At 72.0% G+C, this 22169-nt stretch carries 26 protein-coding genes; 13 read left to right on the top strand and 13 right to left on the bottom strand.

The features are described from left to right. Nucleotides 1-215 precede the first annotated feature (215 nt). Complete coding sequence (groL, locus tag ABTY04_RS22985; protein ID WP_030298711.1) at nucleotides 216-1838, top strand: chaperonin GroEL; 1623 nt, start codon at nucleotides 216-218, stop codon at nucleotides 1836-1838. A gap of 94 nt (nucleotides 1839-1932) precedes the next feature. Here the strand turns inward: groL and ABTY04_RS22980 are convergent, their stop codons facing one another. After that, the gene (locus tag ABTY04_RS22980) at nucleotides 1933-2505 is read right to left on the bottom strand and encodes a Uma2 family endonuclease (protein ID WP_352215335.1); all 573 of its coding nucleotides are present in this window, start codon (nucleotides 2503-2505) and stop codon (nucleotides 1933-1935) included. Between the two features lie 136 nt (nucleotides 2506-2641). Between ABTY04_RS22980 and ABTY04_RS22975 the strand changes: the two genes are divergently transcribed. Further along, entirely contained in the window at nucleotides 2642-3244 is a 603-nt protein-coding gene (locus ABTY04_RS22975; RefSeq protein ID WP_352215239.1) for a phosphoribosylanthranilate isomerase, read from the top strand. Between the two features lie 128 nt (nucleotides 3245-3372). Beyond that, the gene (locus ABTY04_RS22970) at nucleotides 3373-4761 is read left to right on the top strand and encodes an outer membrane protein assembly factor BamB family protein (RefSeq protein WP_352215238.1); all 1389 of its coding nucleotides are present in this window, start codon (nucleotides 3373-3375) and stop codon (nucleotides 4759-4761) included. A 227-nt stretch (nucleotides 4762-4988) separates the two neighbouring features. Here ABTY04_RS22970 and ABTY04_RS22965 read toward each other — a convergent pair whose 3' ends face one another. Next, nucleotides 4989-6164 carry an RNA-guided endonuclease InsQ/TnpB family protein gene (locus ABTY04_RS22965; RefSeq protein WP_352215237.1) on the bottom strand — a complete coding sequence of 392 codons (1176 nt, stop codon included), beginning with the start codon at nucleotides 6162-6164 and terminating at the stop codon, nucleotides 4989-4991. Nucleotides 6165-6190: 26 nt separating this feature from the next. Between ABTY04_RS22965 and tnpA the strand changes: the two genes are divergently transcribed. Next, nucleotides 6191-6607: an IS200/IS605 family transposase gene (gene tnpA / locus ABTY04_RS22960; protein ID WP_352215236.1), complete on the top strand. Its 417-nt coding sequence runs from the start codon at nucleotides 6191-6193 to the stop codon at nucleotides 6605-6607. 97 nt (nucleotides 6608-6704) lie between these two features. Here the strand turns inward: tnpA and ABTY04_RS22955 are convergent, their stop codons facing one another. From ABTY04_RS22955 to ABTY04_RS22945, 3 genes are all read right to left on the bottom strand, one after another. Continuing rightward, a complete protein-coding gene (locus ABTY04_RS22955) occupies nucleotides 6705-7283 on the bottom strand; it encodes a Uma2 family endonuclease (protein ID WP_352215235.1) in 579 nt (192 codons plus the stop codon). Between the two features lie 158 nt (nucleotides 7284-7441). Continuing rightward, nucleotides 7442-7696 (bottom strand): DUF397 domain-containing protein, encoded by a 255-nt coding sequence (locus tag ABTY04_RS22950; protein ID WP_352215234.1) that lies wholly within the window; start codon nucleotides 7694-7696, stop codon nucleotides 7442-7444. After that, entirely contained in the window at nucleotides 7680-8513 is an 834-nt protein-coding gene (locus ABTY04_RS22945; RefSeq protein WP_352215233.1) for a helix-turn-helix domain-containing protein, read from the bottom strand. Before ABTY04_RS22945 ends, ABTY04_RS22950 begins: the two co-directional genes overlap by 17 nt. 116 nt (nucleotides 8514-8629) lie before the next feature. On the opposite strand from ABTY04_RS22945, the gene ABTY04_RS22940 reads away from it, so the two are divergent. The 4 genes from ABTY04_RS22940 to ABTY04_RS22925 are packed head-to-tail and all read left to right on the top strand — an operon-like array spanning nucleotide 8630 to nucleotide 10240. Continuing rightward, nucleotides 8630-8851, top strand: coding sequence for a hypothetical protein (locus ABTY04_RS22940; RefSeq protein WP_352215232.1), 222 nt, complete (start codon nucleotides 8630-8632; stop codon nucleotides 8849-8851). Beyond that, nucleotides 8848-9525, top strand: coding sequence for a hypothetical protein (locus ABTY04_RS22935; protein WP_352215231.1), 678 nt, complete (start codon nucleotides 8848-8850; stop codon nucleotides 9523-9525). The genes ABTY04_RS22940 and ABTY04_RS22935 overlap by 4 nt, the downstream gene beginning before the upstream one ends. A gap of 41 nt (nucleotides 9526-9566) precedes the next feature. Then, nucleotides 9567-9845: a hypothetical protein gene (locus ABTY04_RS22930; RefSeq protein WP_352215230.1), complete on the top strand. Its 279-nt coding sequence runs from the start codon at nucleotides 9567-9569 to the stop codon at nucleotides 9843-9845. Beyond that, nucleotides 9842-10240, top strand: coding sequence for a type II toxin-antitoxin system VapC family toxin (locus ABTY04_RS22925; RefSeq protein WP_352215229.1), 399 nt, complete (start codon nucleotides 9842-9844; stop codon nucleotides 10238-10240). Before ABTY04_RS22930 ends, ABTY04_RS22925 begins: the two co-directional genes overlap by 4 nt. A 15-nt stretch (nucleotides 10241-10255) precedes the next feature. Here ABTY04_RS22925 and ABTY04_RS22920 read toward each other — a convergent pair whose 3' ends face one another. From ABTY04_RS22920 to ABTY04_RS22900, 5 genes are all read right to left on the bottom strand, one after another. Beyond that, the gene (locus tag ABTY04_RS22920) at nucleotides 10256-10837 is read right to left on the bottom strand and encodes a GNAT family N-acetyltransferase (protein WP_502996702.1); all 582 of its coding nucleotides are present in this window, start codon (nucleotides 10835-10837) and stop codon (nucleotides 10256-10258) included. 29 nt (nucleotides 10838-10866) lie between these two features. Then, nucleotides 10867-11247 (bottom strand): hypothetical protein, encoded by a 381-nt coding sequence (locus ABTY04_RS22915; protein WP_352215227.1) that lies wholly within the window; start codon nucleotides 11245-11247, stop codon nucleotides 10867-10869. Between the two features lie 23 nt (nucleotides 11248-11270). Then, nucleotides 11271-12761 (bottom strand): PTS transporter subunit EIIC, encoded by a 1491-nt coding sequence (locus ABTY04_RS22910; RefSeq protein ID WP_352215226.1) that lies wholly within the window; start codon nucleotides 12759-12761, stop codon nucleotides 11271-11273. Between the two features lie 75 nt (nucleotides 12762-12836). Beyond that, nucleotides 12837-13793 carry an N-acetylmuramic acid 6-phosphate etherase gene (gene murQ / locus ABTY04_RS22905; protein ID WP_352215225.1) on the bottom strand — a complete coding sequence of 319 codons (957 nt, stop codon included), beginning with the start codon at nucleotides 13791-13793 and terminating at the stop codon, nucleotides 12837-12839. After that, nucleotides 13790-14728, bottom strand: coding sequence for a MurR/RpiR family transcriptional regulator (locus ABTY04_RS22900; protein WP_352215224.1), 939 nt, complete (start codon nucleotides 14726-14728; stop codon nucleotides 13790-13792). Before ABTY04_RS22900 ends, murQ begins: the two co-directional genes overlap by 4 nt. 102 nt (nucleotides 14729-14830) lie before the next feature. Between ABTY04_RS22900 and ABTY04_RS22895 the strand changes: the two genes are divergently transcribed. Both ABTY04_RS22895 and ABTY04_RS22890 read left to right on the top strand, forming a co-directional pair. Next, entirely contained in the window at nucleotides 14831-15208 is a 378-nt protein-coding gene (locus ABTY04_RS22895; RefSeq protein WP_327283998.1) for a DUF8819 family protein, read from the top strand. Between the two features lie 7 nt (nucleotides 15209-15215). Beyond that, on the top strand, nucleotides 15216-15482 hold the full coding sequence (locus tag ABTY04_RS22890) for a DUF4031 domain-containing protein (protein ID WP_352215223.1): 267 nt from the start codon (nucleotides 15216-15218) through the stop codon (nucleotides 15480-15482). A 56-nt stretch (nucleotides 15483-15538) separates the two neighbouring features. On the opposite strand, the gene ABTY04_RS22885 is transcribed toward ABTY04_RS22890, so the two are convergent. Both ABTY04_RS22885 and ABTY04_RS22880 read right to left on the bottom strand, forming a co-directional pair. After that, complete coding sequence (locus tag ABTY04_RS22885) at nucleotides 15539-16762, bottom strand: Cmx/CmrA family chloramphenicol efflux MFS transporter (RefSeq protein ID WP_352215222.1); 1224 nt, start codon at nucleotides 16760-16762, stop codon at nucleotides 15539-15541. A 56-nt stretch (nucleotides 16763-16818) separates the two neighbouring features. Next, nucleotides 16819-17472 (bottom strand): HD domain-containing protein, encoded by a 654-nt coding sequence (locus ABTY04_RS22880; RefSeq protein WP_352215221.1) that lies wholly within the window; start codon nucleotides 17470-17472, stop codon nucleotides 16819-16821. 118 nt (nucleotides 17473-17590) lie between these two features. Here ABTY04_RS22880 and ABTY04_RS22875 point away from each other — a divergent pair, with 118 nt between their 5' ends. After that, nucleotides 17591-18295, top strand: a complete 705-nt coding sequence (locus tag ABTY04_RS22875) for a copper homeostasis protein CutC (RefSeq protein ID WP_352215220.1) — start codon at nucleotides 17591-17593, stop codon at nucleotides 18293-18295. A 193-nt stretch (nucleotides 18296-18488) separates the two neighbouring features. Here the strand turns inward: ABTY04_RS22875 and ABTY04_RS22870 are convergent, their stop codons facing one another. Then, complete coding sequence (locus tag ABTY04_RS22870) at nucleotides 18489-20468, bottom strand: HelD family protein (protein WP_352215334.1); 1980 nt, start codon at nucleotides 20466-20468, stop codon at nucleotides 18489-18491. Nucleotides 20469-20920: 452 nt separating this feature from the next. Here ABTY04_RS22870 and ABTY04_RS22865 point away from each other — a divergent pair, with 452 nt between their 5' ends. Further along, a complete protein-coding gene (locus ABTY04_RS22865; RefSeq protein WP_352215219.1) occupies nucleotides 20921-21106 on the top strand; it encodes a hypothetical protein in 186 nt (61 codons plus the stop codon). A gap of 170 nt (nucleotides 21107-21276) precedes the next feature. Beyond that, nucleotides 21277-22167 (top strand): glycosyltransferase family 87 protein, encoded by an 891-nt coding sequence (locus ABTY04_RS22860; RefSeq protein ID WP_352215218.1) that lies wholly within the window; start codon nucleotides 21277-21279, stop codon nucleotides 22165-22167. The last annotated feature ends 2 nt before the right edge of the window (nucleotides 22168-22169 follow it).

Here is a 22169-nt window from a genome sequence, read left to right as displayed (position 1 = left end):
TCTCGGGGGCCGAGTGCTAATCATTGGCGTTAGCACTCTCCATGTGAGAGTGCTACTACACAGGACCGGGTCGGTGAGGCCCGCAGGGTCCGGCGGGAAGGAACCGCCGGGCACGCAGGCCGTCCGTCGCGGGCGCGGGCGCGGTCCGGAGCAATCCAAGCCTCCCCTCGCGCCGGCGGCGCAGGGGGAACCCCAGTCCTGGAGGACCACTTCAGATGGCCAAGATCATTGCGTTCGACGAGGAGGCCCGGCGCGGTCTCGAGCGCGGGATGAACCAGCTCGCCGACGCCGTCAAGGTCACCCTTGGCCCCAAGGGTCGCAACGTCGTCCTTGAGAAGAAGTGGGGCGCCCCCACGATCACCAACGATGGTGTCTCCATCGCCAAGGAGATCGAGCTCGAGGACCCGTACGAGAAGATCGGCGCCGAGCTGGTCAAGGAAGTCGCCAAGAAGACGGACGACGTCGCGGGCGACGGTACGACCACCGCCACCGTGCTCGCCCAGGCGCTCGTCCGCGAGGGCCTGCGCAACGTGGCCGCCGGCGCGAACCCGATGGCCCTCAAGCGCGGCATCGAGAAGGCCGTCGAGGCCGTCTCCGGCGCCCTGCTGGAGCAGGCGAAGGATGTCGAGACCAAGGAGCAGATCGCTTCCACGGCCTCCATCTCCGCCGCCGACACCCAGATCGGCGAGCTCATCGCCGAGGCCATGGACAAGGTCGGCAAGGAAGGCGTCATCACCGTCGAGGAGTCCCAGACCTTCGGTCTGGAGCTGGAGCTCACCGAGGGCATGCGCTTCGACAAGGGCTACATCTCGGCGTACTTCGCCACCGACATGGAGCGTATGGAGGCGTCCCTGGACGACCCGTACATCCTGATCGTCAACTCGAAGATCGGCAACGTGAAGGACCTCCTTCCGCTGCTCGAGAAGGTCATGCAGTCCGGCAAGCCGCTGCTGATCATCGCCGAGGACGTCGAGGGCGAGGCCCTGTCGACCCTGGTCGTCAACAAGATCCGCGGCACCTTCAAGTCCGTCGCCGTCAAGGCCCCGGGCTTCGGCGACCGCCGCAAGGCCATGCTCGGCGACATCGCCATCCTCACGGGCGGCACGGTCATCTCCGAGGAGGTCGGCCTCAAGCTGGAGAACGCGGGTCTCGACCTGCTGGGCCGCGCCCGCAAGGTCGTCATCTCCAAGGACGAGACCACGATCGTCGACGGTGCCGGTGACAGCGACCAGGTCCAGGGTCGCGTCAACCAGATCCGCGCCGAGATCGAGAACTCCGACTCGGACTACGACCGCGAGAAGCTCCAGGAGCGCCTCGCGAAGCTGGCCGGCGGCGTGGCCGTCATCAAGGCCGGCGCCGCGACCGAGGTGGAGCTCAAGGAGCGCAAGCACCGCATCGAGGACGCCGTCCGCAACGCGAAGGCGGCCGTCGAGGAGGGCATCGTCGCCGGTGGTGGCGTGGCCCTGCTCCAGGCCTCCGCGGTCTTCGAGAAGCTCGACCTGTCGGGTGACGAGGCGACCGGCGCCAACGCCGTGAAGCTCGCCCTGGAGGCCCCGCTCAAGCAGATCGCCGTCAACGGTGGTCTTGAGGGTGGCGTCGTCGTGGAGAAGGTCCGCAACCTGACCGTCGGCTGGGGCCTGAACGCCGCGACCGGCGAGTACGTGGACATGATCGCCGAGGGCATCATCGACCCGGCGAAGGTCACGCGCTCCGCGCTGCAGAACGCCGCGTCCATCGCCGCGCTGTTCCTGACGACCGAGGCCGTCATCGCCGACAAGCCCGAGAAGGCCGGCGCCCCGGCCGGCGGCGGCATGCCGGGCGGTGACATGGACTTCTGATCGACCGCGGCTCCGGCCGCAGGCTGATCGGCTGTTCTCGACCGAGGGCGGCACTCCCGTACGGGGGTGCCGCCCTCGGGCGTTTCGCGGGCCTCTAGAAGCCGGTGGTGTCGAGGGAGAAGTCGAAGGGCTCCGGGATCTGCAGAGGCTTGCCGAAGGACACCGTCGTACGGGAGCGGTATCCATGCGGAGAAGGGTCCCAGAAGCAGGTGATCTCCGAGTCCTGCATGTCGATGACCAAGTAGACGGGAACGAGCGAGCCGTACACGTCCAGCTTCTCGTTCCAGTCGGCGTCCCTCGTGGAGACGGACGTGAACTCTCCGACCAGCGAGAGCGCCGCTGCGTCCGCGTGCAGCCCGTCCTCCTCGAAGGCCGCTTCGTCCGCGACGTACAGGTCCGGTCCGTAGCCGCGCTCCGCTGCCGGGAACCGGAACAGGAAGGGCGAGGTGTCGGCGAACTGCCCTTCGGGGACGTGCGCCTGGAGCTGCTCGCGCAGGAGGCGCATGCGCCTGGAGTAGCGCAGCTTCGAAAACGGCGACACGATGATCTTCCCCCGGATGAGCTCGGCCTTGAAGCCGTGCGGCGTGTCCATCTCCGCGACGGTGCGCAGGAGGCTTTCGAAAGCCGGTGACGCCTGCGCTTCTATGGGGGTGGCCCGTTCGATCATGATCGTCACCGTGGTCCTCCGCCTGCTTACTTCGTCGTCGGGTAAGCCTTGCCTCCAGGCTAGTGGCGGGACGGAGTGCATGCCCGGCTGTCGGGACGGATCACCGTCCATCGGGTGACTTTGGTTGACTGGGGGCATGAGCGATCTCTTCGTGAAGATCTGCGGCCTGAAGACCGCGCACGACGTCGACGTGGCTGTGGCCGCCGGGGCCGACGCCGTCGGGTTCGTCTTTGCCGCCGGGAGTCCTCGTACGGTCGATGCCGCCACCGCGCGGGAGCTGGCCGCGGGGGTGCCCGACGGGGTGCTCACGGTCGGGGTGTTCCGCGGGCAGCCGGTCGACGAGGTCCGGCGGCTGGCCGAGGAGAGCGGCGTACGGGGAGTGCAGCTCCACGGCGACGAGGGCCCCGAGCACTACGGGGCGCTGCGCGCCGAGGGCCGCACCCTGCTCCGCGCCACCGCCCTGCGCGTCGAGCGCTGCGGGGAGTACGGGGAGGACCTGCTGCTGATCGACGCCCCCGACCCGGGCTCCGGCAAGCCGTGGAACTGGGCGTCCGAGGACTTCACCGCCCCGCGCGGCCACTGGCTGCTGGCCGGCGGGCTCACCCCGGGGAACGTACGGGAGGCCGTGGAGACCACCGGCGCGTGGGGCGTGGACGTGTCCAGCGGTGTCGAGAGCGAACGCGGCGTCAAGTCCCCGGAACTGATCCGCGCCTTCGTCGCCGCGGCCCGGGGCCGTTAGACCCGCGGGGGAGTGGCTGCCGGGGCGATCGCGTTCAGCCCCGGTTCCACCCGCCTCGCGCCGACGCGGGACCGCCACTCAGCGGGTTGTCCGGCCGTCTGCGGCTACGCTGCGGCGTGGGGGGAATCATGGACGAGAGACCGTCGCCCGGGCAGCGGCTCCGGCACTACACCGCGGTGACCGCGGCCTGCGCGTTCACCGCCGTCGCGGTGCTGTACGCGGTGCTGTGCGCGAAGCTGGCCGACGACACGCCGTCCGACGCGTACGGCACGGGCAGTGCTCCGCGCGGCTTCGGCATCCTGGCGCTGTCCACGGCGGCCGGCGCCCTGGCCGCGGCCGGCCTGTGGTGGTACGCCGTACGGGGCCGCCGGCACCGCTCCGCGCTCGGCCGGACCGCGGCCGTCGCCGTCGCCCTCGTCGCGCTCTGGCCGGGCTGGCTCGGCTTCTCGTGGATGCGCGGCCCGCAGATGGACCTCTTCTCGTACCAGGCCCCGGACGGCGGGGCCCTGGAGAAGCCGCTCGGCTCCTGGGCCGGAACCCCTGCCTCGGGGGACGTGATCCGGGTCCGTGCGGACGGCGTCACGGCCTTCAACGGGGAGGGCCGCCACGGCGGGGGCTTCAGCGCCCCTGACGGCGGCGCGGTGTGCGCGATGAGCGACGACGCCCCGTCCGGGACCGGCCTCGTCACCCTGACCACCGCGGGGAGCGAGTGCGGCAACAGCCTGGTGGCGGTGAACACCGGGTCCGGCGACAAGCGCTGGACGAAGGACATCCCGAAACTCGCGGGCAAACCGTCCGCGGGAGGGAACCTTGCCGTAGCAGCGACGACGGACGCCGTGCTCGCCCACGACCTGGGCACGGGCGCAGAGCTGTGGCGCTTCCCGCTGCCCGCGGGCACCGTCGTCTCGCAGGTCGCGGCCGGACCCGATCGGGTTCTTTTTCTGGCGCGGACCGACAAGGGCAGTGAGCTGTCCGCCCTGGACGCCCGCATCGGATCCCGCTCCTGGCAGTCCCCGCTTCCGGACGGGTACGGGGCCCCGGGCATCGTGTCGGCCTCCCCGGCGGCCGCCGTCGCGGACGGACACCTGATGCTGTTCGACGAGGCGGGTCGCCCGCGCACCGTCCCGGAGCCGCCGTTCGTCCCCGCGGACGAGGCCCGTCTGGTCGTCGGCGACGTGCTGTACGTCGCGGTCTCCGAGCGGGAGAAGCGGGAGCTGCTGACGGCCTACTCCCTGAAGGACGGCCGCCACCTGTGGACGCGGGCCTTCGAGGACGACTGGCAGATCCGCGGCCTGGCCGTCGGCCGGAACGACCGGATCGCGGTGGTCACGCAGGGCACGTACACCCACCTCTGGCACCTCGACCCGCGCACGGGCAGGCCCGGTGGGGAGTCGACGGTCCTGCGCGACCTCCCGCTGGGCACATCGTTCGCCCTCTACGGCAGGACGTTCGTCAACCTCGACGACGGCGGCCGGCTCCCGCCGATCTTCGACGTGCGACCGGCGTTCGGCTGGTGACTCACTTGACCTCCGCCTCCCCGCGCTGAAGCACGGGGATTCTCCGCCTGTGGGTGGCCCTGTTGTGTTGGGGCTCCCGCTTCGGGTGGGTTCCTGGTTCTTCCCCACCGGGGTGGGGGTTGTGCGCGCTGCCGGGCTACTGCCCGGTCCTACGTGCGCTCCGCAGGCGTTTACCGTCACCGTTACCGGCGCCGGGCCCCCGGTCCGGGGGTGGGTGGTTATGTGGTTCAGGCCGCGAGGGTGCGGCGGCCTTCGTAGAGGACGTTCCGGCCGGCGTTCCAGTCCCGGTCGTGCCGGGTGTCGCAGTTCGGGCAGGTCCAGGCCCGCACGTCGAGGGGCTTGGGTCCGTCGCGGAAGCCGCAGGCGGAACATATCTGGGACGAGGGGAATGCCCGGTCGACCTTGGCGAAGGACCGGGCGCGCCGTTGGGCTTTGTACTCCAGCATGGTGACGAACTGGGACCATCCGGCGTCGTGGATGCTCTTGGCCAGGCGGGTGCGTGCCAGTCCTCGCACGTTCAGGGTCTCTGTGAAGACGGCTTGGTTTTCGCTCGTCAGCTTGTGGGACCACTGGTGGTGGAAGTTGCGGCGGGCGTCCGCCACGGAGGCGTGAGCGCGAGCGACCCGGGTGCGGGCCCTGTCCCGGTTGTTGCTGCCCTTCTTCTTCCTTGACAGCTCCCGCTGTCGCTTCTTCAGCTTCTTCTCCGCCCGCCGCAGGTACTTCGGTGAGGCGATGTGCGTGCCGTCGGAGAGGACCGCGAAGCGGGTCAGCCCGAGGTCGATGCCCTGCTCCCCGTCGGTAGGGGGCAGGATGTCGGCGGCCGGGTCCGTGTCCACGACGAAGCTGACGAAGTACCGGCCGGACCGGTCCTTGATCAGCGTCACCGACGTGGGAGCGGACGGCAGGTCGCGGGTCCACTTCACCCGCACGTCCCCGATCTTCGGCAGGCGCAGCCGGCCGTCCTCGGTGATCGACCAGCGGTCCGACTTCGTGAAGCGCGCGGACTGCCGGTTGTCCTTGCGGGATTTGAAACGCGGCGGCTGGACCTTCGGCCCCCTGCGCAGCCCGGACTTGGAGTCCTCATGCGCCTTCCACGCGGCATCCAGGTCCCGGAGGGTCTGCTGGAGGACACCGACCGGCGCATCGGACAGGAACGCCCGCTGCTCGGTCTTCTTTGCGGCGGTGACCGCCGTCTTGGCCAGGTCGGCGTTCTTCGGCACCCGCTGGTACGGGCCCTGCGCGATGCGCTCCTTCGGGTTCCCGAGGAGCTTGTTCGCCGCTTTCACCGGCTTGATCTGTGCGAGCGCGTCGTTCCAGACCACGCGTCGGCACCCGAACACCCGGGCGGCGCTGGAGCGCTGACCGGGGGTCGGGTAGACGCGGTACTGGTAACGAAGCTGCATGATCGCGATGCTACTACCGTTGGGTTATGGCTGAGCATGAGAACATTCGTACTGGTAGGCACTGCACCCTCCTCATGCATACCCACTTGGTTTTCGTGACCAAGTACCGGCACAACGTCTTCACCGACACGCACCTGACCCGCATGGAAGAGATCATGCGGGCGGTCTGCAAGGACTTCGAATGCGAGCTGGTCGAGTTCAACGGCGAGGCGAACCACGTCCACCTGCTCGTGAACTTCCCACCCAAGGTCGCCGTCTCCAAGCTGGTCAACTCCCTCAAGGGCGTCAGCTCCCGAAGGCTCCGCCAGGAGCACCCCGAACTGGTCCGGCACTACTGGCGAGCACAACGGCTGTGGGCCGGGTCGTACTTCGCCGGGTCCGTCGGCGGCGCCGCCCTCGCAATCGTCCGCCGCTACATCGAACAGCAGAACCGTCCCGTCTGACCGTCAAGACAGAGACGCAGAGAACTCCGGCGCTCCGCGCCTCCGCCCCAAGGACGCATTCCCTACCGCCCTGAAGGGCGGTACTCCCTGCGAGAAATCAGGTGGCGAAGTCCTTCAGGGGCTCGGTGTCCAGGGTGATGCCCACGGGGTCGGGGATCTCGACGGTCGTGCCGTGTGCGAAGGCGGGGTCGAGGAGGTACGTGCCGCCCTCGGGCTCGCTGTAGATGGTCAGGGTGTGCCGGTCCCGGTCGATCAGGAGGAAGACGGGGATGCCGGCCGCGGCGTAGCCGTCCTTCTTCTCGGGACGGTCCCGCAGGTCGGTGTCGGAGTCGTGGGAGGTCACCTCCACGACCATGAGGACCTCGGAGGGGTCTGCCCATTCGCCTTTGCCGGCGAATGAACCACGAGGCGCGAGGGAACCGTCGGGCCGCGCGCGGCCGGCGCGATACTGCTCCACCGCCAGTCCTTGCTCGGGATAGAGCGCCAGATCGGGGCGCCGTTGCATGCACTGCAGAAGCAGCCACATTGCGATCTCCGCGTGGTCACCGTCGGGCACTGGCTTGACCTCTAGCTTTCCCGCAATGAATTCGAGCGTCACGGTTTCGGGTGCGCCGCGCTCAAGTGCTTCGAAGTCATCGAGGGTCATCTGGGGACGCTTGGTGGAGCGTGCGGACATGGGGTCGCCTCCTCGACTCCATGGTGCCCTGCGCGCCCTGTGGCGGACCTTGTGAAGCGCCATGTGTGACTCCGTTCGGCTACGGCTCGGCACACGCTATTGGCATATTCCGGTCCACTGGTGCCCGGATGTGCAGGGTGCGCCCGAACGGGTGACCCTCAGAGGGCAGTGAGGAAGGCACCCCAGGCGGCTGCGCCGAAGACGAGGTGGGGGCCGTCCGGGATCTTGGAGTCCCGGACGGGGACGAGGTCGGGGTGCGCGTCACAGACCTCGACGCACTCGCTCCCGTCACCGCCGCTGTGGGTGGACTTCCGCCAGGTCGCCATCTCCAGGCAGCTGCCGCCGTCGCCTCCGCTGTAACTCGACTTGTGCCAAAAGGCAGCTGACAGGTCGTACTCAGGGCTGCTGGTCATGCTCGTACTCCTCCGCCACCGACTCGATCAGGGCCAAGGACTGGCGTGGGGACAGTGCACTGGCCGTAAGGAGATCGTAGGTCAGCGCATGCCGACCGACCGTGGCCGGATCATCAAACAGTTGGCCCGTCCCAGGGCCTTCGACGTAGGCAAGCGGGGGCGCGTCGTCGAAGGCCATCAGTTGGAGGAAGCCCTGCATCCCCGAGTGGAAGCCCGCGCTGAAGGGCAGGATCTGAACGATGATCCGGCTAGTGCGGATCAGGTTCGCGATGTGGCGCAGGGCCTCAGCCAGCAGCTTGGGGTCATCTCCGGCGCGGCGTAGGACCGCTTCGTCCAGGACGCACCACAACAAGGGGGTTGTTTCGTTGGCGAGGATCGCCGACCTGGCCAGCCGGTTCGCAACTAGCTCGTCGATGATCGCTGTTGGCGCTGTCGGCTGATAGGCGCGGAACACGGCCCGGGCGTAGGCCTCTGTCTGGAGCAAGCCCGGGATGATCTGCGGCGCGTACTCCCGGATGGCTAAGGCTTCCGCCTCGGCCTCGGCGGCCTCCACAAAGTGGTCGGGGTACTTGGACTTGCCCTGCTTCCCGGCGTTGCGGGTGAAGAAGCCGCCCGTTCCCAGGATCTCGTCTATCGACTTGGTGAGTTCGAGGGTGATGCGGCGCGTGCCCGCCTCCATCTGGCCGACGTACGAGCCGCTCACGAACAGCTTCTCGCCCAGTGCGGCCTGGCTCATGCCCGCGCGTTCGCGGGCCACGCGGAGTTCGGCGCCGAGGAGGGCGCGGGGTGAGGCGGGGTCGAGGGGCTTTCCTGGCATGACAACTCCCGGTCCAACAGGTGCGGTTGCTGCGGGTGACCCACTTGAAAGGCTAGCGGGGGTGTCGCCACGCTGTGTAGGGGAGTTGAATACTCAGGGTAGAAAGGTGACATGTCATGGTGCTCACGGCCAAGGAGCGGATGCAGGCGGCGGAGGAGGCCGTGCGGCAGCTGAGGGAGTCCCTCGCGGGCGTCGGGGTCACGCTTCCCTCGCTGGACGTGGACGGGGTCTCGGCGGCGGGGACGTACGGGCTGCCGTTGATCGACCTCGGGCGGTGCAACCTCACCACCGCCCTCCGCTTGGCCGTCATCCTGCACGAGCGGGCCCGCCCCGCGTGAGCGAGGCCGCCCTGGAGGGGTGCCGCGCGGCCGCACGGGCGTGGGAGTTCGAGCTGGCCTGGAAGTTGGAGAAGGGCCTGGCGGGGCCCGGGTGGAGGAGGAACGGGATGCCGCTCCAGGTGCGGGTGGAGCTGCACGAGGCCAGTGGGCTGTGGACCGCGGTCGGCGACGACGGGAAGCGCAGGGTGCGGGAGACGGCCGAGACGGCGGACGAGGCGACGGCCCTCGTCCACGAGGCGTTCGGGCTGAAGGCCTGGCGGCCGCAGCCGCTCCCGCCACCCGGCTGGCACCGCTTCACGCTGATCCACTGCCCGGTGGGCCGAGCGCCCGGCTACGCGGATCCGCGCTACGACGCGATCAAGGCACGGCCGCCGCAAGGCTGTGTGCCCGAGGACCTCGACGGCTCCTTCGGGCTGCGGTGCGAGCGGCCCGGCGCGCGGCTGCTGGACGCGGTGGGGGAGTTGTGCGGCGAGATCCGGGCCGGGCACGGGCTGCTCATGACCGACCTGGGCATCGAGAAGCTGTGGGAGTGGTCGTCCGACGGCGCGGACGGCTGGGGTGCCGAGATCGTCGGGCAGCTGCTGCTGATGGCGGCCGAGCGGGGCCTGGAGCTCGGCTACTCGGTGGAGGATCTGGCCGGGTTCCTGCGGGCCGCTGCCGGGTCGGTTCCATGACGGGCGTGGCCGATTGGCATTTCAAATGCCATAGTGGTGACATGGCTGATGACAGCGATTTCCTCCCCGGCGACGGGCCCAGCAGCGGCATCTCGGTATCGCTGACCGCAGGCACCTTGCGGGCCATCCGAGACCGGGTCGGCAAGCGAGGGGTTTCGGCCTATCTGGAGCGGGCGGCGCAGCGCCAGATCGAGCGGGACAACCTGGACGAGCTGATCGCCGAGTTCGAGCAGGTCAACGGGCCGGCCGACCCGCAGGCCGTGGCGGCCAAGCGCGCCAAGCTCACGGGCCGGGCGCCGGAGGCGGGGGCTGCCGCGTGAGCGGTGCCCTGGTGCTCGACAGCGAGGGTCTCGCGAAGGCCGTGCAACGGGACGCGGAGGTACACGAGTGGCTCGCGGCGGCCCGCGCCGAGGATCTTCCCGTGGTGACGTCGGCTGCGGTCCTGGTCGAGGCCATCCATCCGAAGGTGAACGATGCCGCGCTGAGGTGGACGCTCTCACGCTTGCGCGTGGAGCCCGTCACGCAGGCTGTTGCACAGTCTGCAGCCGCCTTGCTGAGGGGTGCGGGGCTGCACGGCCACAAGTACGCGATCGACGCGATGCTGTGCGCGACCGCCTTGGTGCTGCCGGGGCGCGTGACGATCCTGACCTCCGACGTGGAGGACATCGAGTTGCTCACCGCCGAGCACAGCCGGCTGGTGGCCGAGAAGGTCTGACCCGTCGCGGCGCCCTCACGGGGTTCGGGCGTGACTCCGTGCCGCAGGCGGGACGGGGTCCGTGCGCAGGCGGGCGTGGAGGTGTTCGTCGTGCCAGCCGTCCGCGTGGAGGAGGGCGCCGCGCATGGTGCCCTCCAGGGGGAATCCGGCCTTCACCGCGACGTGGCAGGAGGCCGGGTTGGCCACGGAGTGGGTGATGCGCAGGCGGTGCAGGCCCAGCTCCTCGAAGGCCCACTGGCTGACCCGGGTCGTGGCCTCAACCATGACGCCGCCGCCACGGCCTGCGGGCAGCAGCCAGTACAGGAACTCGCCGCTCCCGCCCGCCAGGTCGAGGTCGGCCAGGCCGATCAGGCCGACGGGCAGACCGCCGGCGGCGGGGGCCACCGCCCAGATCGCGGCCTCCTCGGCTTGCCAGCGCTCCTGCCAGCGGGCGATGCGGTCCACGGCCTCGGCCGGGGACAGCGGGGCCGGGCGGTTCCAGTGGCGGATGTCCGGGTCGTGGCAGGACTCGACCAGCGCGGGGGCGTCGTCCGGGGTCCAGGGCCGCAGGTGGAGCGGGCCCGGTAGGTCCAGGACCGGCTGGGGGCCGGCGGCCATCCGGCCGGGCGGGACCACCGCGGCGATGCTCACGCCGCGTTCCGGAAGTGGGCCAGCAGGGCCTCGGCCTCGGCCTTGACGGTGCTGTCCGTAATGGTGTCGAAGGCGGCGTCCGAGGGGACGGCCGGGCCCCACAGCCAGGCGTGGTGGCAGCTGAAGCAGAAGATCAGCTCGAACAGGAGCTGGTCGGCGGCGTCGTACGCGCGCAGTCCCCAGCCCGGCGCGAAGCAGACGCGCGACTCACCGGGCGGCATGGACGAGATCAGCCCGAGCGAGTCGGCGGCTTCGCGGCCGGTCCAGCGGGAAACGACGTCGCCGGTCATGGGGTCGCCGTAGCGCTCGGGGCGCACGGAGAGGCGTACGACCTCGACGACAGCGGTGGCGGCAACGGCTTCGGCGGGGAGCTGCATACCAGTCAGTCTCCCCAACGCCGCTAGATTTTCGCTACAGCCGGCTCGGTGGCCGGTTGGACGGTGGCTGGAATTGGCTCGTGATCGGCGTTGAGGTCGGTCAGCATCTGCCGGGTGAACCCGAAGAACCAGGTGGCGGCGAAGCCCACCAGGTAGCCGGCCAGCAGCCCGCCCGCGTAGACCGCCAGGTTCGTGCCCAGCCCCGAAGAACCGTCCAGCAGCGGGAACAGCGCCCACCCCGACGGGCCGATGGCCGTGGCGCCGAACGCGATCCCCAGATGGTTGCAGAGTCCGACGAACGCCCCGCCCGCCGCGCCGCCCACGCAGGCGGTGACGAAGGGGCGGCCCAGCGGGAGCGAGACCCCGTAGATCAACGGTTCGCCGACGCCGAGGAAGCCCGCCGGGAGCGCGGACCTGATGGTCGTCCGCAGGGACCGGTTGCGCGGCAGCCGGCAGTAGACCGCGAGCGCCGCGCCGACCTGGCCCGCGCCCGCCATGGCGAGGATCGGCAGGAGGGAGGTGTGGCCGCTCTGCTCGATGAGGGTGGTGTGGATGGGGATCAGAGCCTGGTGCAGGCCGAGCATCACGAGCGGCAGGAACAGGCCGCCCAGAACCAGCCCGGCGAAGGCGCCGCCGGTGGAGAGCAGCCAGGTGGCGAAGGATCCGATGGCGGTGGAGACGGCTCCGGCGAGGAACATCAGGCCGAAAATCGTCGCCAGCCCGGAGACCAGGACGGTGAGGGTGGGCGTGATCAGCGCGTCCACCGACTCGGGGACGCGCCTGCGGCACAGCCTCTCCACGTGGACGGCGAGGAACGCGGCCGCCAGGGCTCCGAGTACGCCGCCCTGCCCGGGGGACAGGTGCCGGCCGAAGGCGTCGATCTTCGCGACGCCCGGGAAGACGATGATCGCGGCGACGGCGCCGCCGAGGATCGGCGTACCACCGAACTCCTTGGCCGTGTTGTAGCCGACGAAGACCGCGATCAGCGACATGAATCCCGAGGCGATCGCGGCGAGCGCGGGGACGACGGCGGGCAGCCGACCCGTGTTCAGCAGTACCCCGTTGAGGCCGGCGATGATGCCGCAGCCGATCAGCGCCGGGATCAGCGGGACGAAGATGTTCGCGATCCGGCGCAGGAACAGCTTCACCGGGGTGCTGTTGCGGGCCTTCTGCGCCTGCTTCAACGCGGCTCCCTGGGCGGCGAGTTCCCCGGCCGTGACCGCGACGGCGGCACGGGCCGGCCGCGCCGCCCTGCGGCCCTGCTCGACCAGCGCCTCGAACTCCGGGGTGACCCGGGCGACGGTCCCCGGTCCCAGCACGATCTGGTACGTGTCGTCCTCGACGACGCCCAGCACCGCGGGCAGCGCTCTCAGGGCCGCGTCGTCGACCAGCGAGCGGTCGTGCAGCGCGATGCGCAGGCGGGTCATGCAGTGCGCGATCGAGCTGATGTTGTCCGGGCCGCCGACCAGGGGGAGGATCGCGGCGGCTGTGGCGCGGTTCTTGTCAGTGGACATGTGGTGATCGCCTTGCGTCGGGGGAACGGGGCAGTCAGCAGGTCGGCGGGGTCGGGCGCGGGAGCAGGCGCGGGATCAGCCGGTGGCGGCGGCCGCGCGGCCATGCGGGCGGGTACGGGCGAGGGCCTCGCGGAGGTGGCCGTGCGAAGCGGTGAGCAGCTCGGCCGCGGCCGGGCCGTCCACGCCGCCGAGGAGGACGAGCACGGCCTGCTTGACCTCGCCGCCGGTCGCGTCGAGCGCGGCCTCGATCTCCTCGTCCGGCGCGCCGGTGGCCAGGGCCACGATCCGGCGGGAGCGGGCGCGCAGCTTCTCGTTGGAGGCGCGCAGGTCGACCATCAGGTTCCCGTACGTCTTCCCGAGCCGGATCATGGTGATGGTCGAGACGAGGTTCAGCACGAGCTTCTGCGCGGTACCGGCCTTCAGGCGGGTGGACCCGGTCAGCAGCTCGGGCCCGACGACGACCTCGATGCCGTGCTCGGCGGCCGCGGCGAGCGCCGACCCGGCGTTGCAGGACAGGCCGACGGTGAGCGCGCCGCGCGTACGGGCGAACTCGACGGCGCCGATCGCGTACGGGGTGCGGCCCGAGGCGGAGATCCCGATGACGGTGTCCTCGGCGGTCAGCTCCAGCGCGGCCAGGTCCGCGGCGGCCAGCTCGGCGGAGTCCTCGGCGCCTTCGACGGCCCGGACCATGGCGGCGGGGCCGCCCGCGATCAGGCCGACGACCTGCGCCGGGTCGGTGCTGAAGGTGGGCGGGCACTCGCTGGCGTCAAGGACGCCCATGCGGCCGGCGGTGCCGGCGCCCGCGTAGACGAGCCGCCCGCCACGGGCCATCCGCGCCGCGATCGCGTCGATCGCGGCGGCGATGTGCGGCAGCTGCGCGGCGACGGCGGCCGGGACGGTGGCGTCCTCCGCGTTCATGGTGCGGGCGATCTCCAGGGTGGACAGCCGGTCGATCTCGGCCAGTTCGGGACGGAAGGCCTCGGTGGTCAGCGTGTCGAGCTGGGCGCGGAGGGCGGCGTACGACGCGGTCATGGGCGGGGGCTCCTGGCGGTTCGGCGGGGGGCGAGCGCCTCGTACGAGGCGGCGAGCGCGGGCGCGGCGGTCTCGTACGTCTGCTGTGCGACGGCGACGAACAGGCAGTCGACGACGAGGAGTTGGCTGGACCGGCTGGACATGGCGGCCGGGCGCAGCCGGGTCTCGCGGGCGGCGGAGGTGGCCAGTACGAGGTCGGCGTAACGGGAGACGGGGGCGTTCGGGCGGCCGGTGAGCGCGATGGTGGTGGCACCGCGCCCGAAGGCCGTACGGAAGGGGTCGATCACGTCGCCCGTCGCGCCGGAGTGGGTGATCGCGACGGCCGCGTCGCCGGGGCGCAGCTGGACGGCGCCCGTGACGGCCAGGTGGGGGTCGCTGTGGGCGTGGGCGACGAGGCCGATGCGCAGCAGCTTCTGGGCCAGGTCCTGGCCGACGAGGGCGGAGGCGCCGACGCCGTAGATGTCGATCCGGCGGGCGGTCGCCAGCGCGGTGACGGCGGCGGCGAGTGCGGCGAGGTCGAGTCCGGCGGCGGTGTCGGCGAGGGTCTGGGCCTCCTCGTGGGCCAGTTTGGCGACGACGTCGGCGATCGGGTCGTCGACGGCTATGTCGGCGGTGACGGCGGGGGCCGCGCCGGACTCCTGCTGCGCGGCGAGCGCGGCGAGGGCGAGGCGCAGGTCGCGGTAGCCGGGGTAGCCGAGGAGGCGGGCGGTGCGGACGACGGTGGCCTCGCTGGTGCCGGTGCGCGCGGCGAGCGCGCTGACGGTGAGGCGGGAGCAGCCGGCGGGATCGGCGGCGACGGTTTCGGCGACGGCCTGCACGGAGCGGGTCATGGTGGGGCCGAGGCTGCGTACGCGGGCCTGCAGGGGCACGGAGGAGCCGCCGTCCCCTCCAGGGCCCTCGTCGGCACTGAAAGTTACTTTCGGATCATCGCTCATCTTTTGAAATCTATTTTCGGCCGGGGTGGGGGTCAAGGCGCCATTCGGTACCGGTGCGGAACGACCTTCGCCACTTGGCCCGTACGGGTTCACAATGGGCGCATGGACCACGCGACCCCCCTGGAACAGGCGCTGCACGCCGCCCGCGCCCTTGTCCTCGCCGATCTCGTCGCGGGCGAGGTCGCCGAGGCCGATGTCGTCTCCCTCGTCGAGGACTCGGTCACGCACCGCCGGTGGTGGGTGGAGCAGTGGCCGGAGGGGGCCGGCTACCTTGCCGGACTCGTCGCCCAGGACGTACAGGACGCGCTGCTGGAGAAGTACGGGCGCTGGCCGTTGTGCCCGGTCTGCTCGCACGGCGATCCCCACGCGCTGGACGTGGAGCCGGAGTTGGGACCCGATCCGCACTGGGTGTGCGCCAAGGCCGGAGTGAAGGTCGCCGCGGTCGGCGGCCTGGGCCCCGTCTTCGGCGCCGGCCGGTGAGCCGCCGGTGACGCTCTACATCGACCCGCCGACCTGGCCGGGTCATGGCCGCATGTGGTCGCACCTGGTCAGCGATGTCTCGTACGAGGAACTGCATGCTTTCGCGGCGTCGATCGGCTGCCCGCCGAAGGCGTTCGACCGGGACCACTACGACGTGCCCTCGTACCGCTATGCGGATGCGGTGGGGGCGGGCGCGGTGGAGGTCGGCAGCAAGGAACTGCTCCGCCGCCTGACGGGCGCCGGTCTGCGCCGCCCGAAGGGCCGCCCGGCGTAGACCGCCCGGCGGCGGAGGGCCGGCGTCGCACGGCGGTATGCCGGAGTCCGGCAGTCTCAGCGGCCCGCATCCTGCACGGCTGTGTCCCGGTCGACGGCGTGTGCCGAGGAGGCCACCACCCGCGTCGTCGTCGGCGTCCGCCGGCTCAACCGCAGTGCGACCACTCCGAGGGCGATCGCGGTCAGCGTCATGGCCGCGCCCGCCCAGGCAGTCGCCGGGAATCCGTAACCGCCGTCGATCACCGCGCCGCCGAGCCACGGGCCGCCCGTGTTCCCCAGGTTGAACGCCGCCGTCGTGGTGGCCCCGGCCAGGGTCGGGGCCGCACCCGCCACGTTGAACATGCGGGCGTTGAGCGCCGGCGCCGTGAAGAACGTCGAGACCCCGATCAGGAACGACAGCCCCACCGCCGCAACGGCCGCCGACGCCAGCAGGGCCAGCGCGACGAGGAAGACCGTGGAGGCGGCGATCCCCCACAGCATCACCCCGAACAGGTGCGCATCCGCGACCCGCCCCCCGGCCGTCGTGCCGATGAGCGCGCCCACCCCGAACAGTGCCAGCACCCACGGCACCCGGGCCGCATCCAGCCCGGCGACCTCCGTCAGCAGCGGTGACAGGTAGCTGAACGCGCAGAAGACCCCGCCCGCGGCCAGGGCCGTGATGCCGATCGACAGCCACACCTGCCGGTCCCGGTAGATGTGCAGCTCCCGTGCCAGGGTCGGTCGTACGGCGGGCGGCGGGATGTCGGGGATCAGCGCCAGGATGCCGGCGAGGGCGACGGCCGAGGCCGCCCCGACCGACCAGAACGCAGCACGCCAGCCCAGGTGCTCCCCGAGGAAGGCGCCCGCGGGGACGCCGAGGACGTTGGCGATGGACAGGCCGCCGATCATGACGGCCATGGCGCGGGCGCGCTGGTCCTTCCCGACCATCGCGATGGCGACGGCCGCACCGACCGCCCAGAAGCCGGCGCAGGCGAGGGCGGAGACGACGCGGGAGGCGAAGAGGAATTCGTACGAGGAGGCCAGTGCACCTGCGACCTGCCCGAGGCCGAAGAGGCTGATGAGTGCGATGAGCGTGGTGCGGCGCGGGAGCCGCAGGGTGGCCACCGCCAGCAGCGGCGCCCCGACGACCATGCCGATCGCGAAGGCCGATATGAGCAGGCCTGCCTGCGGGATGGTGACGTCCATGTCCTCGGCGATGGGCGGCAGCAGCCCGGAGAGCATGAACTCGCTGGTGCCGAGCGAGAAGACGGACAGGCCGAGGACGTAGACGGCGACGGGCATGCGGGATCGTGCGGGGGTCGGGGGCATGTCCCGTACGAACCCGGGCGAAGTCGATCTCATTCCGCGGCCGTCAGCCCGGCGAGCTCGGCGGCCAGGTTGCGGCGGGCCGGGGCCTCCCAGTGCGTGCTGCCGTACGGCGTGCGGAAGAGGCGGGGCAGGCCGAGCAGCTGGCGCAGTACGGCGGCCCGGCCGGTGCGGAAGGCGTCCTCGGGGACGAAGCCGTACTCGGCGCGGACGGCGGCGACGTACGCCGCGTACGCGTCGGGGTCGCCCGCGAGCATGGCCAGGTCCGCGTCGCAGAGCACCTCGCCGTTGGTGTCGCCGGGGGCGGGGTCGTGGGTGACGGTGAGCCGGACCAGGCGGGCCACCTCGGCGGTGCGGGCCGCGCCGATGCCGAGTTCGGGGAGGGCCCGCTCGGCGAGCGCTGCGCTGCGCTCCTCGTTCTCGGAGCGGTCGGGGCGGTAGACGGCGTCGTGGAACCAGGCGGCGAGCTCGACGGCGGCGGGGTCGGCGGCGTGCGGGGCGAGTACGTCGATCCGCGCGAGTACGTCGGCCAGGTGTGCGGTGGTGTGGTACCGGCGCTGGGGCTCCGCCCAGGCGGCCAGGAGCCGGTCGGCGTACGGGTCGGGGTCGCGATCTGCGCCGGCGCCGGCGGCCGTGGCGGTCGCGCGCCAGCGGGCCCGGAGCGGGGCGGTGTCCATGCGGTCCATGCGCACATTGTGGGGGTGGCGTGATTGTGCTGGTGGAGGGTGGGTGGAGGCCCGTACCCTGGATATTGGACTAGACCTATTTTGCATACCAGCAGCTTTTCCGGAGGAGTGGGGCCCAATGAGCAACCGTGCAGTCCTGGAGGTGATCGCCCTCGACGTGGAGGACGCGGTCGCGGCCCGGGCCGGTGGGGCGGACCGACTTGAACTGGTCACCGACATGGCCGCCGACGGGCTCACCCCGCCGCGCGAGACCTTCGCGGCGATCAGGGCCGCGGTCGACATCCCGCTGCGCGTGATGCTCCGCAGGACGGACGGTTTCGCGGCGGGCTCCGCCGAGGAGGTGGACCTGCTGGTCGCCGAGGCGCGGGCGCTGCGCGCGGAGGGGGCGCGGGAGTTCGTCCTCGGGTTCCTGAGCCCGGACGGCAGCCCCGACCTGACGGCGATCGAGGCGGTCCTGGCCGAGCTGGACGGCTGTAAGTGGACCTTCCACCGGGCCGTCGACCGGGCCGCGGACCGGGACCGGCTGCGCAAGGCGCTCGCGGAGCTGAAGGAGTCCTCGGCGCCGGACACGTACCTGACGGCGGGGTCGGCGGCCGGGGTCGACGCGGGGCTGCCGGTGCTGCTGGCCGAGGCGGCGCGGCAGGGGGAGCCGGGGTACACCGCGCAGATCCTGGTGGGCGGCGGGCTGACGCTGTCCCACGTGCCGGCGCTGCGGGCCGCGGGCATCGACGCGTTCCACATCGGCGGCGCGGCCCGGCCCTCCGGGTGGGCGGGCCCGGTCTCCGCGTCGGCGGTCGCCGCCTGGCGGTCCGCCCTGGCCTGACCTGACCTGACCCGGCCGCCGCGCCGCCGCGCCGCCGGCGGCCCGTCGGCCCGGCTGCCCCGGCCGCCGTGGCCGGTCGGCCCCGGGCGCCCGGCCGCGCCGTACGGCCGTGGCTCGTCGGCCCCGCTGCCTGGCGGCCTGACCCCGCCGCCCGCCGCCGTGGCCCGTCGGCCGCGGCGGCAGGGGCCCCGGGTCAGGCCCCGGCCAGGGCTGCCGGCAGGGGGGTCGCATGGAGGGCCGTGAGGCCCGAGACCGCGCGGGTGAGGCAGACGTACAGGCGCCGCAGGCCGGTGCGCTCGTCCGGCTCGCCCGCCACGATCGCGGCAGGCTCGTCCAGCACCACGTAGTCGTACTCCAGGCCCTTCGCCAGGGAGGCCGGCACCAGCGTCAGCCGCGCCTGCGCGGTCGTCTCGTTGCCGGGCGACAGGTACGCCATCCCCGCCGCCCGCAGGGCCTCCGCCAGCTCCGGGATCCGTGCGTCCGCCGCGATCAGGCCGATCGAGCCCTCGTGACCGAGGGACGCACGGCAGGCCTCGATCACCGAGGCGGTGAGGTCAGAGGTCTCCGTGACGACCAGCGAACCCGGGGTCTCGCGGACCGAGGAGACCGGGGCCAGCCCCGGGGAGATCGACGGCAGCAGCCGTGAGGCGTACGCGATCACCTCGCGCGGCACGCGGAAGCCCGCCGTCAGCTCCTCCAGCACCGCCTCCGGCTTGCCCAGGTGCGCGAGGGCCTCGTTCCAGTCGCGCGTGGCCCACGGGGTCGTGCCCTGCGCGAGGTCGCCCAGGACCGTCGCCGAGCCGGTCGTGCAGCGCCGCCCGACCGCCCGGTACTGCATCGGGGACAGGTCCTGCGCTTCGTCGAGGACGACGTGGCCCAGCGAGTGCGTGCGCTCCACCAGGTCGGCCGCCTCGTCGATCAGGACCAGGTCCGCCGCCGACCACTTCGCCGACTTCACGCTCCGGAACGGCTTGGCCCACAGCAGGAGCTGCTGCTCGTCGTCCGACAGGACGCCCTCCGCGTGCTCCGCCAGGAACTCCGGGTCCGACAGCAGGCGCAGCACCAGCTTCGCCGGGTCCACCACCGGCCACATCGCCTTGACCGCGGCCTTCACGGCCGCGTTGCGGGCCACCGAGTCCTGGACGCGGTCGTCCGGCGCCTCGCCCGCCTGCTCCATCCGTACGAGCACGGTGTGCGCGATCCGCTGCGGCAGCGCGTCGCGGGCCGCGCCGTAGCGGATGTCGCGGTCCAGGAGCTCCGCCACGATCTCCTCCAGCTCGTACGCCGGCACCCGCCACCGGCGCGATCCGCGCACCACCATCAGCGGCTCGGCGGGCGGGGTGACGTGCGAGCGGACCGCGCGGCGCAGCACCTGCGCCATCCGGGCGTCGCCCTTGACGACGGCGGTCGCGGCGGCGTCGGCGCCGCGGACCTCCAGGCCGTCGCGGGTCACCAGGTCCTCGACGGTGGCCTGCTTGACCTCCAGCTCGCCCAGGGCCGGGAGGACCTGCTCGATGTAGTGCAGGAAGGAACGGTTCGGCCCGATGACGAGCGTGCCGGTACGGGCGAGCCGCTCGCGGTGGGCGTACAGCAGGTACGCGACACGGTGCAGGCCGACCGCCGTCTTCCCGGTGCCGGGGCCGCCCTGCACGCAGACGGAACCGGACAGGCCGGACCGGACGATCTCGTCCTGCTCGGGCTGGATCGTCGCCACGATGTCGCGCATGGGGCCGACGCGCGGCCGCTCGATCTCCTGCTGGAGCAGCTTGCTGACTGCAGCGCCCTCGGCCGGGTCGGAGAGGTGCTCGTCCTCGTAGGCGGTGAGCTCGCCGCCCGTGTAGCCGAAGCGGCGGCGCAGCGCGATGTCCTGCGGGTCGTTCTTGGAGGCCCGGTAGAACGGCTGGGAGACGGGCGCGCGCCAGTCGATCACCATCGGGTCGCCGTCGGCGTCGTGGACGTGGCGGCGGCCGATGTAGAACTGCTCGCCCTCGGCGCCCTCGGCGAGCTCGGCGCCGGGTGCGTGCAGGTAGTTGAGGCGGCCGAAGAAGAGGGGGGTGTGCGCGAGGTCGGCGAGGGCCTTGATCCGGTCGTCGATCTGGGCCTGGAGGACGATCGCGTTGACCCAGTTCGCGGTGACGTCGCGGATGTCGAGGGCCTCGACGTCCGCGCGCATGGCGCGGAGCGCGGAGCGGGAGGCGGTGAGGTGGGCCTGCTCGCGGTCCAGGGGGTTGGTGTCGGTGGCGTCGTCGGCGGCGGCGGAACCGGCGCCGGGGCCGGTGCCGAGGCCGGCTTCGGGGGCGTGCGCGGACACGGAAATGCCTCCAGCTGCTGATCGGTACGGAACTGTGCCCGCCGGTTTCCGTCCGGCCGGCGGCTCTCCCCGATACGGCGGCGGGAGGCGGCAAGAGCGGAGATTGTAGTCAGTGCGCGGGTGGGGCGCGAATGGGTTTTCCGGGACGGAGGTCCCGCCGGGGCGGGACCTCCGTACGGGTGTCATACCGGGGAGTGTCAGACCTGGGGCAGAGGCACCAGGGGGCGGCATGGGTCTGCAGGAGGAGGCGGGAGGGCCTGCGGTTCCATCTCGGGGGCGATGTGAAATCCGGGGCGGAAACGCACCATGGATGTATGAGCACCGCAACCTTCACCCCGATCCGGGGCGGCCGCCCTAGCGGCGCCACCGCCACCTCCGACTCCCCGCCCCGCCACCTGGTGGGCAACGTCCTGCGTGCCGCGAAGGTCTTCGCGGCGGCCGCGGTGAGCGTCGTCGTCCTGGGCGAGTACGGCGAGGACGCGGGCGTCATACGCCGCTGACCGCCCGTACCACCGCCCGTACCACCGCCACGTACGGCCATCCGGGCCGTCCCCGGCGTACGCGCCACCGGGCGTCATCCCTGTCCACCCCGTCCATCCCGGTCCACCCCGGGCAGCGGCCTGGCCGGATAGCAGCGGAGCCCCTCCGGTGATCCACTAGGGTCACGCGCGTGACCCGGAGCGCCCGTCCCAGCCCCTTGCCGTCGCCCCTGGCCGGTGTGCTGGCCACGGGCTCGCTCCTCGTGCTCGGGGTGCTCTGCATCGTGTTGCGGATCCCGGCCGCCGACGACCTCGTCGACGGTTTCCGCGCCGCCGAGTGGCGCCCTCCCACCGCGTACCCGCCGTTCGCGGCGATCCTGTTCACGCCCGCCGCCTGGCTGCCCTCCGGCGTCCTGAAGGCCGTCTTCGTCCTCGGCAACGCCGGCCTGCTGGTCCTGCTGGTCCTGCTGTCCTGCCGCCTCACGGGACTGCGGGCCCGGCCCGGGCCCGTCCTGGCCGCCGCCATCGCCGGGCTGTGGGTGGAGCCGCTGTTCCAGAGCCTGCTCGCCGGCCAGGTCAACCTGGCGCTCGCCTGCCTGGTCCTGTGGGACCTGCACCGGCCCCGCGCTGCGCTCGGCAAGGGCTTCGCGCTGGGCACCGCCGCCGGGATCACCCTGGCCCCGGCGCTGTTCATCCCGTACCTGCTGCTGACCGGCCGGATCCGGGCCGGGCTGACGGCGCTGGGCGCCTTCGCCGGTACGGCCCTGCTCGGGCTGGTGGTCCTCCCGCAGGCCTCCGCCGAGTTCTGGGCCGGGCACCTGCCCGCCTCCGGCGGGACCCTGCTGCCGGACTGGCCGCACCTGTGGGTCTGGTCCGTCCCCGCCCTCGCCCTCCTGGCCCGGACGGCGGCCGCCCGCCGCCGTCCGGCCCCGGCGCCGGACCTCGTCCTGGTCCCGGTTCCGGTTCCGGTTCCGGTACGGAGGTCACCCCTCGGGCAGCAGGATGTCCGCGTCGCCGAAGATCCTCAAGCCCACGAGCAGCAGGCGCCCGCGCGACACCACGTACTCGGCCACGATCTGTGAGG

This window comes from Streptomyces sp. NPDC097981 (genome assembly GCF_040302565.1).
GTDB lineage: Bacteria > Actinomycetota > Actinomycetes > Streptomycetales > Streptomycetaceae > Streptomyces.
The sequence above is the reverse complement of the archived record's forward strand: the minus strand, read 5'-3'. Positions and strand labels throughout refer to the sequence as shown.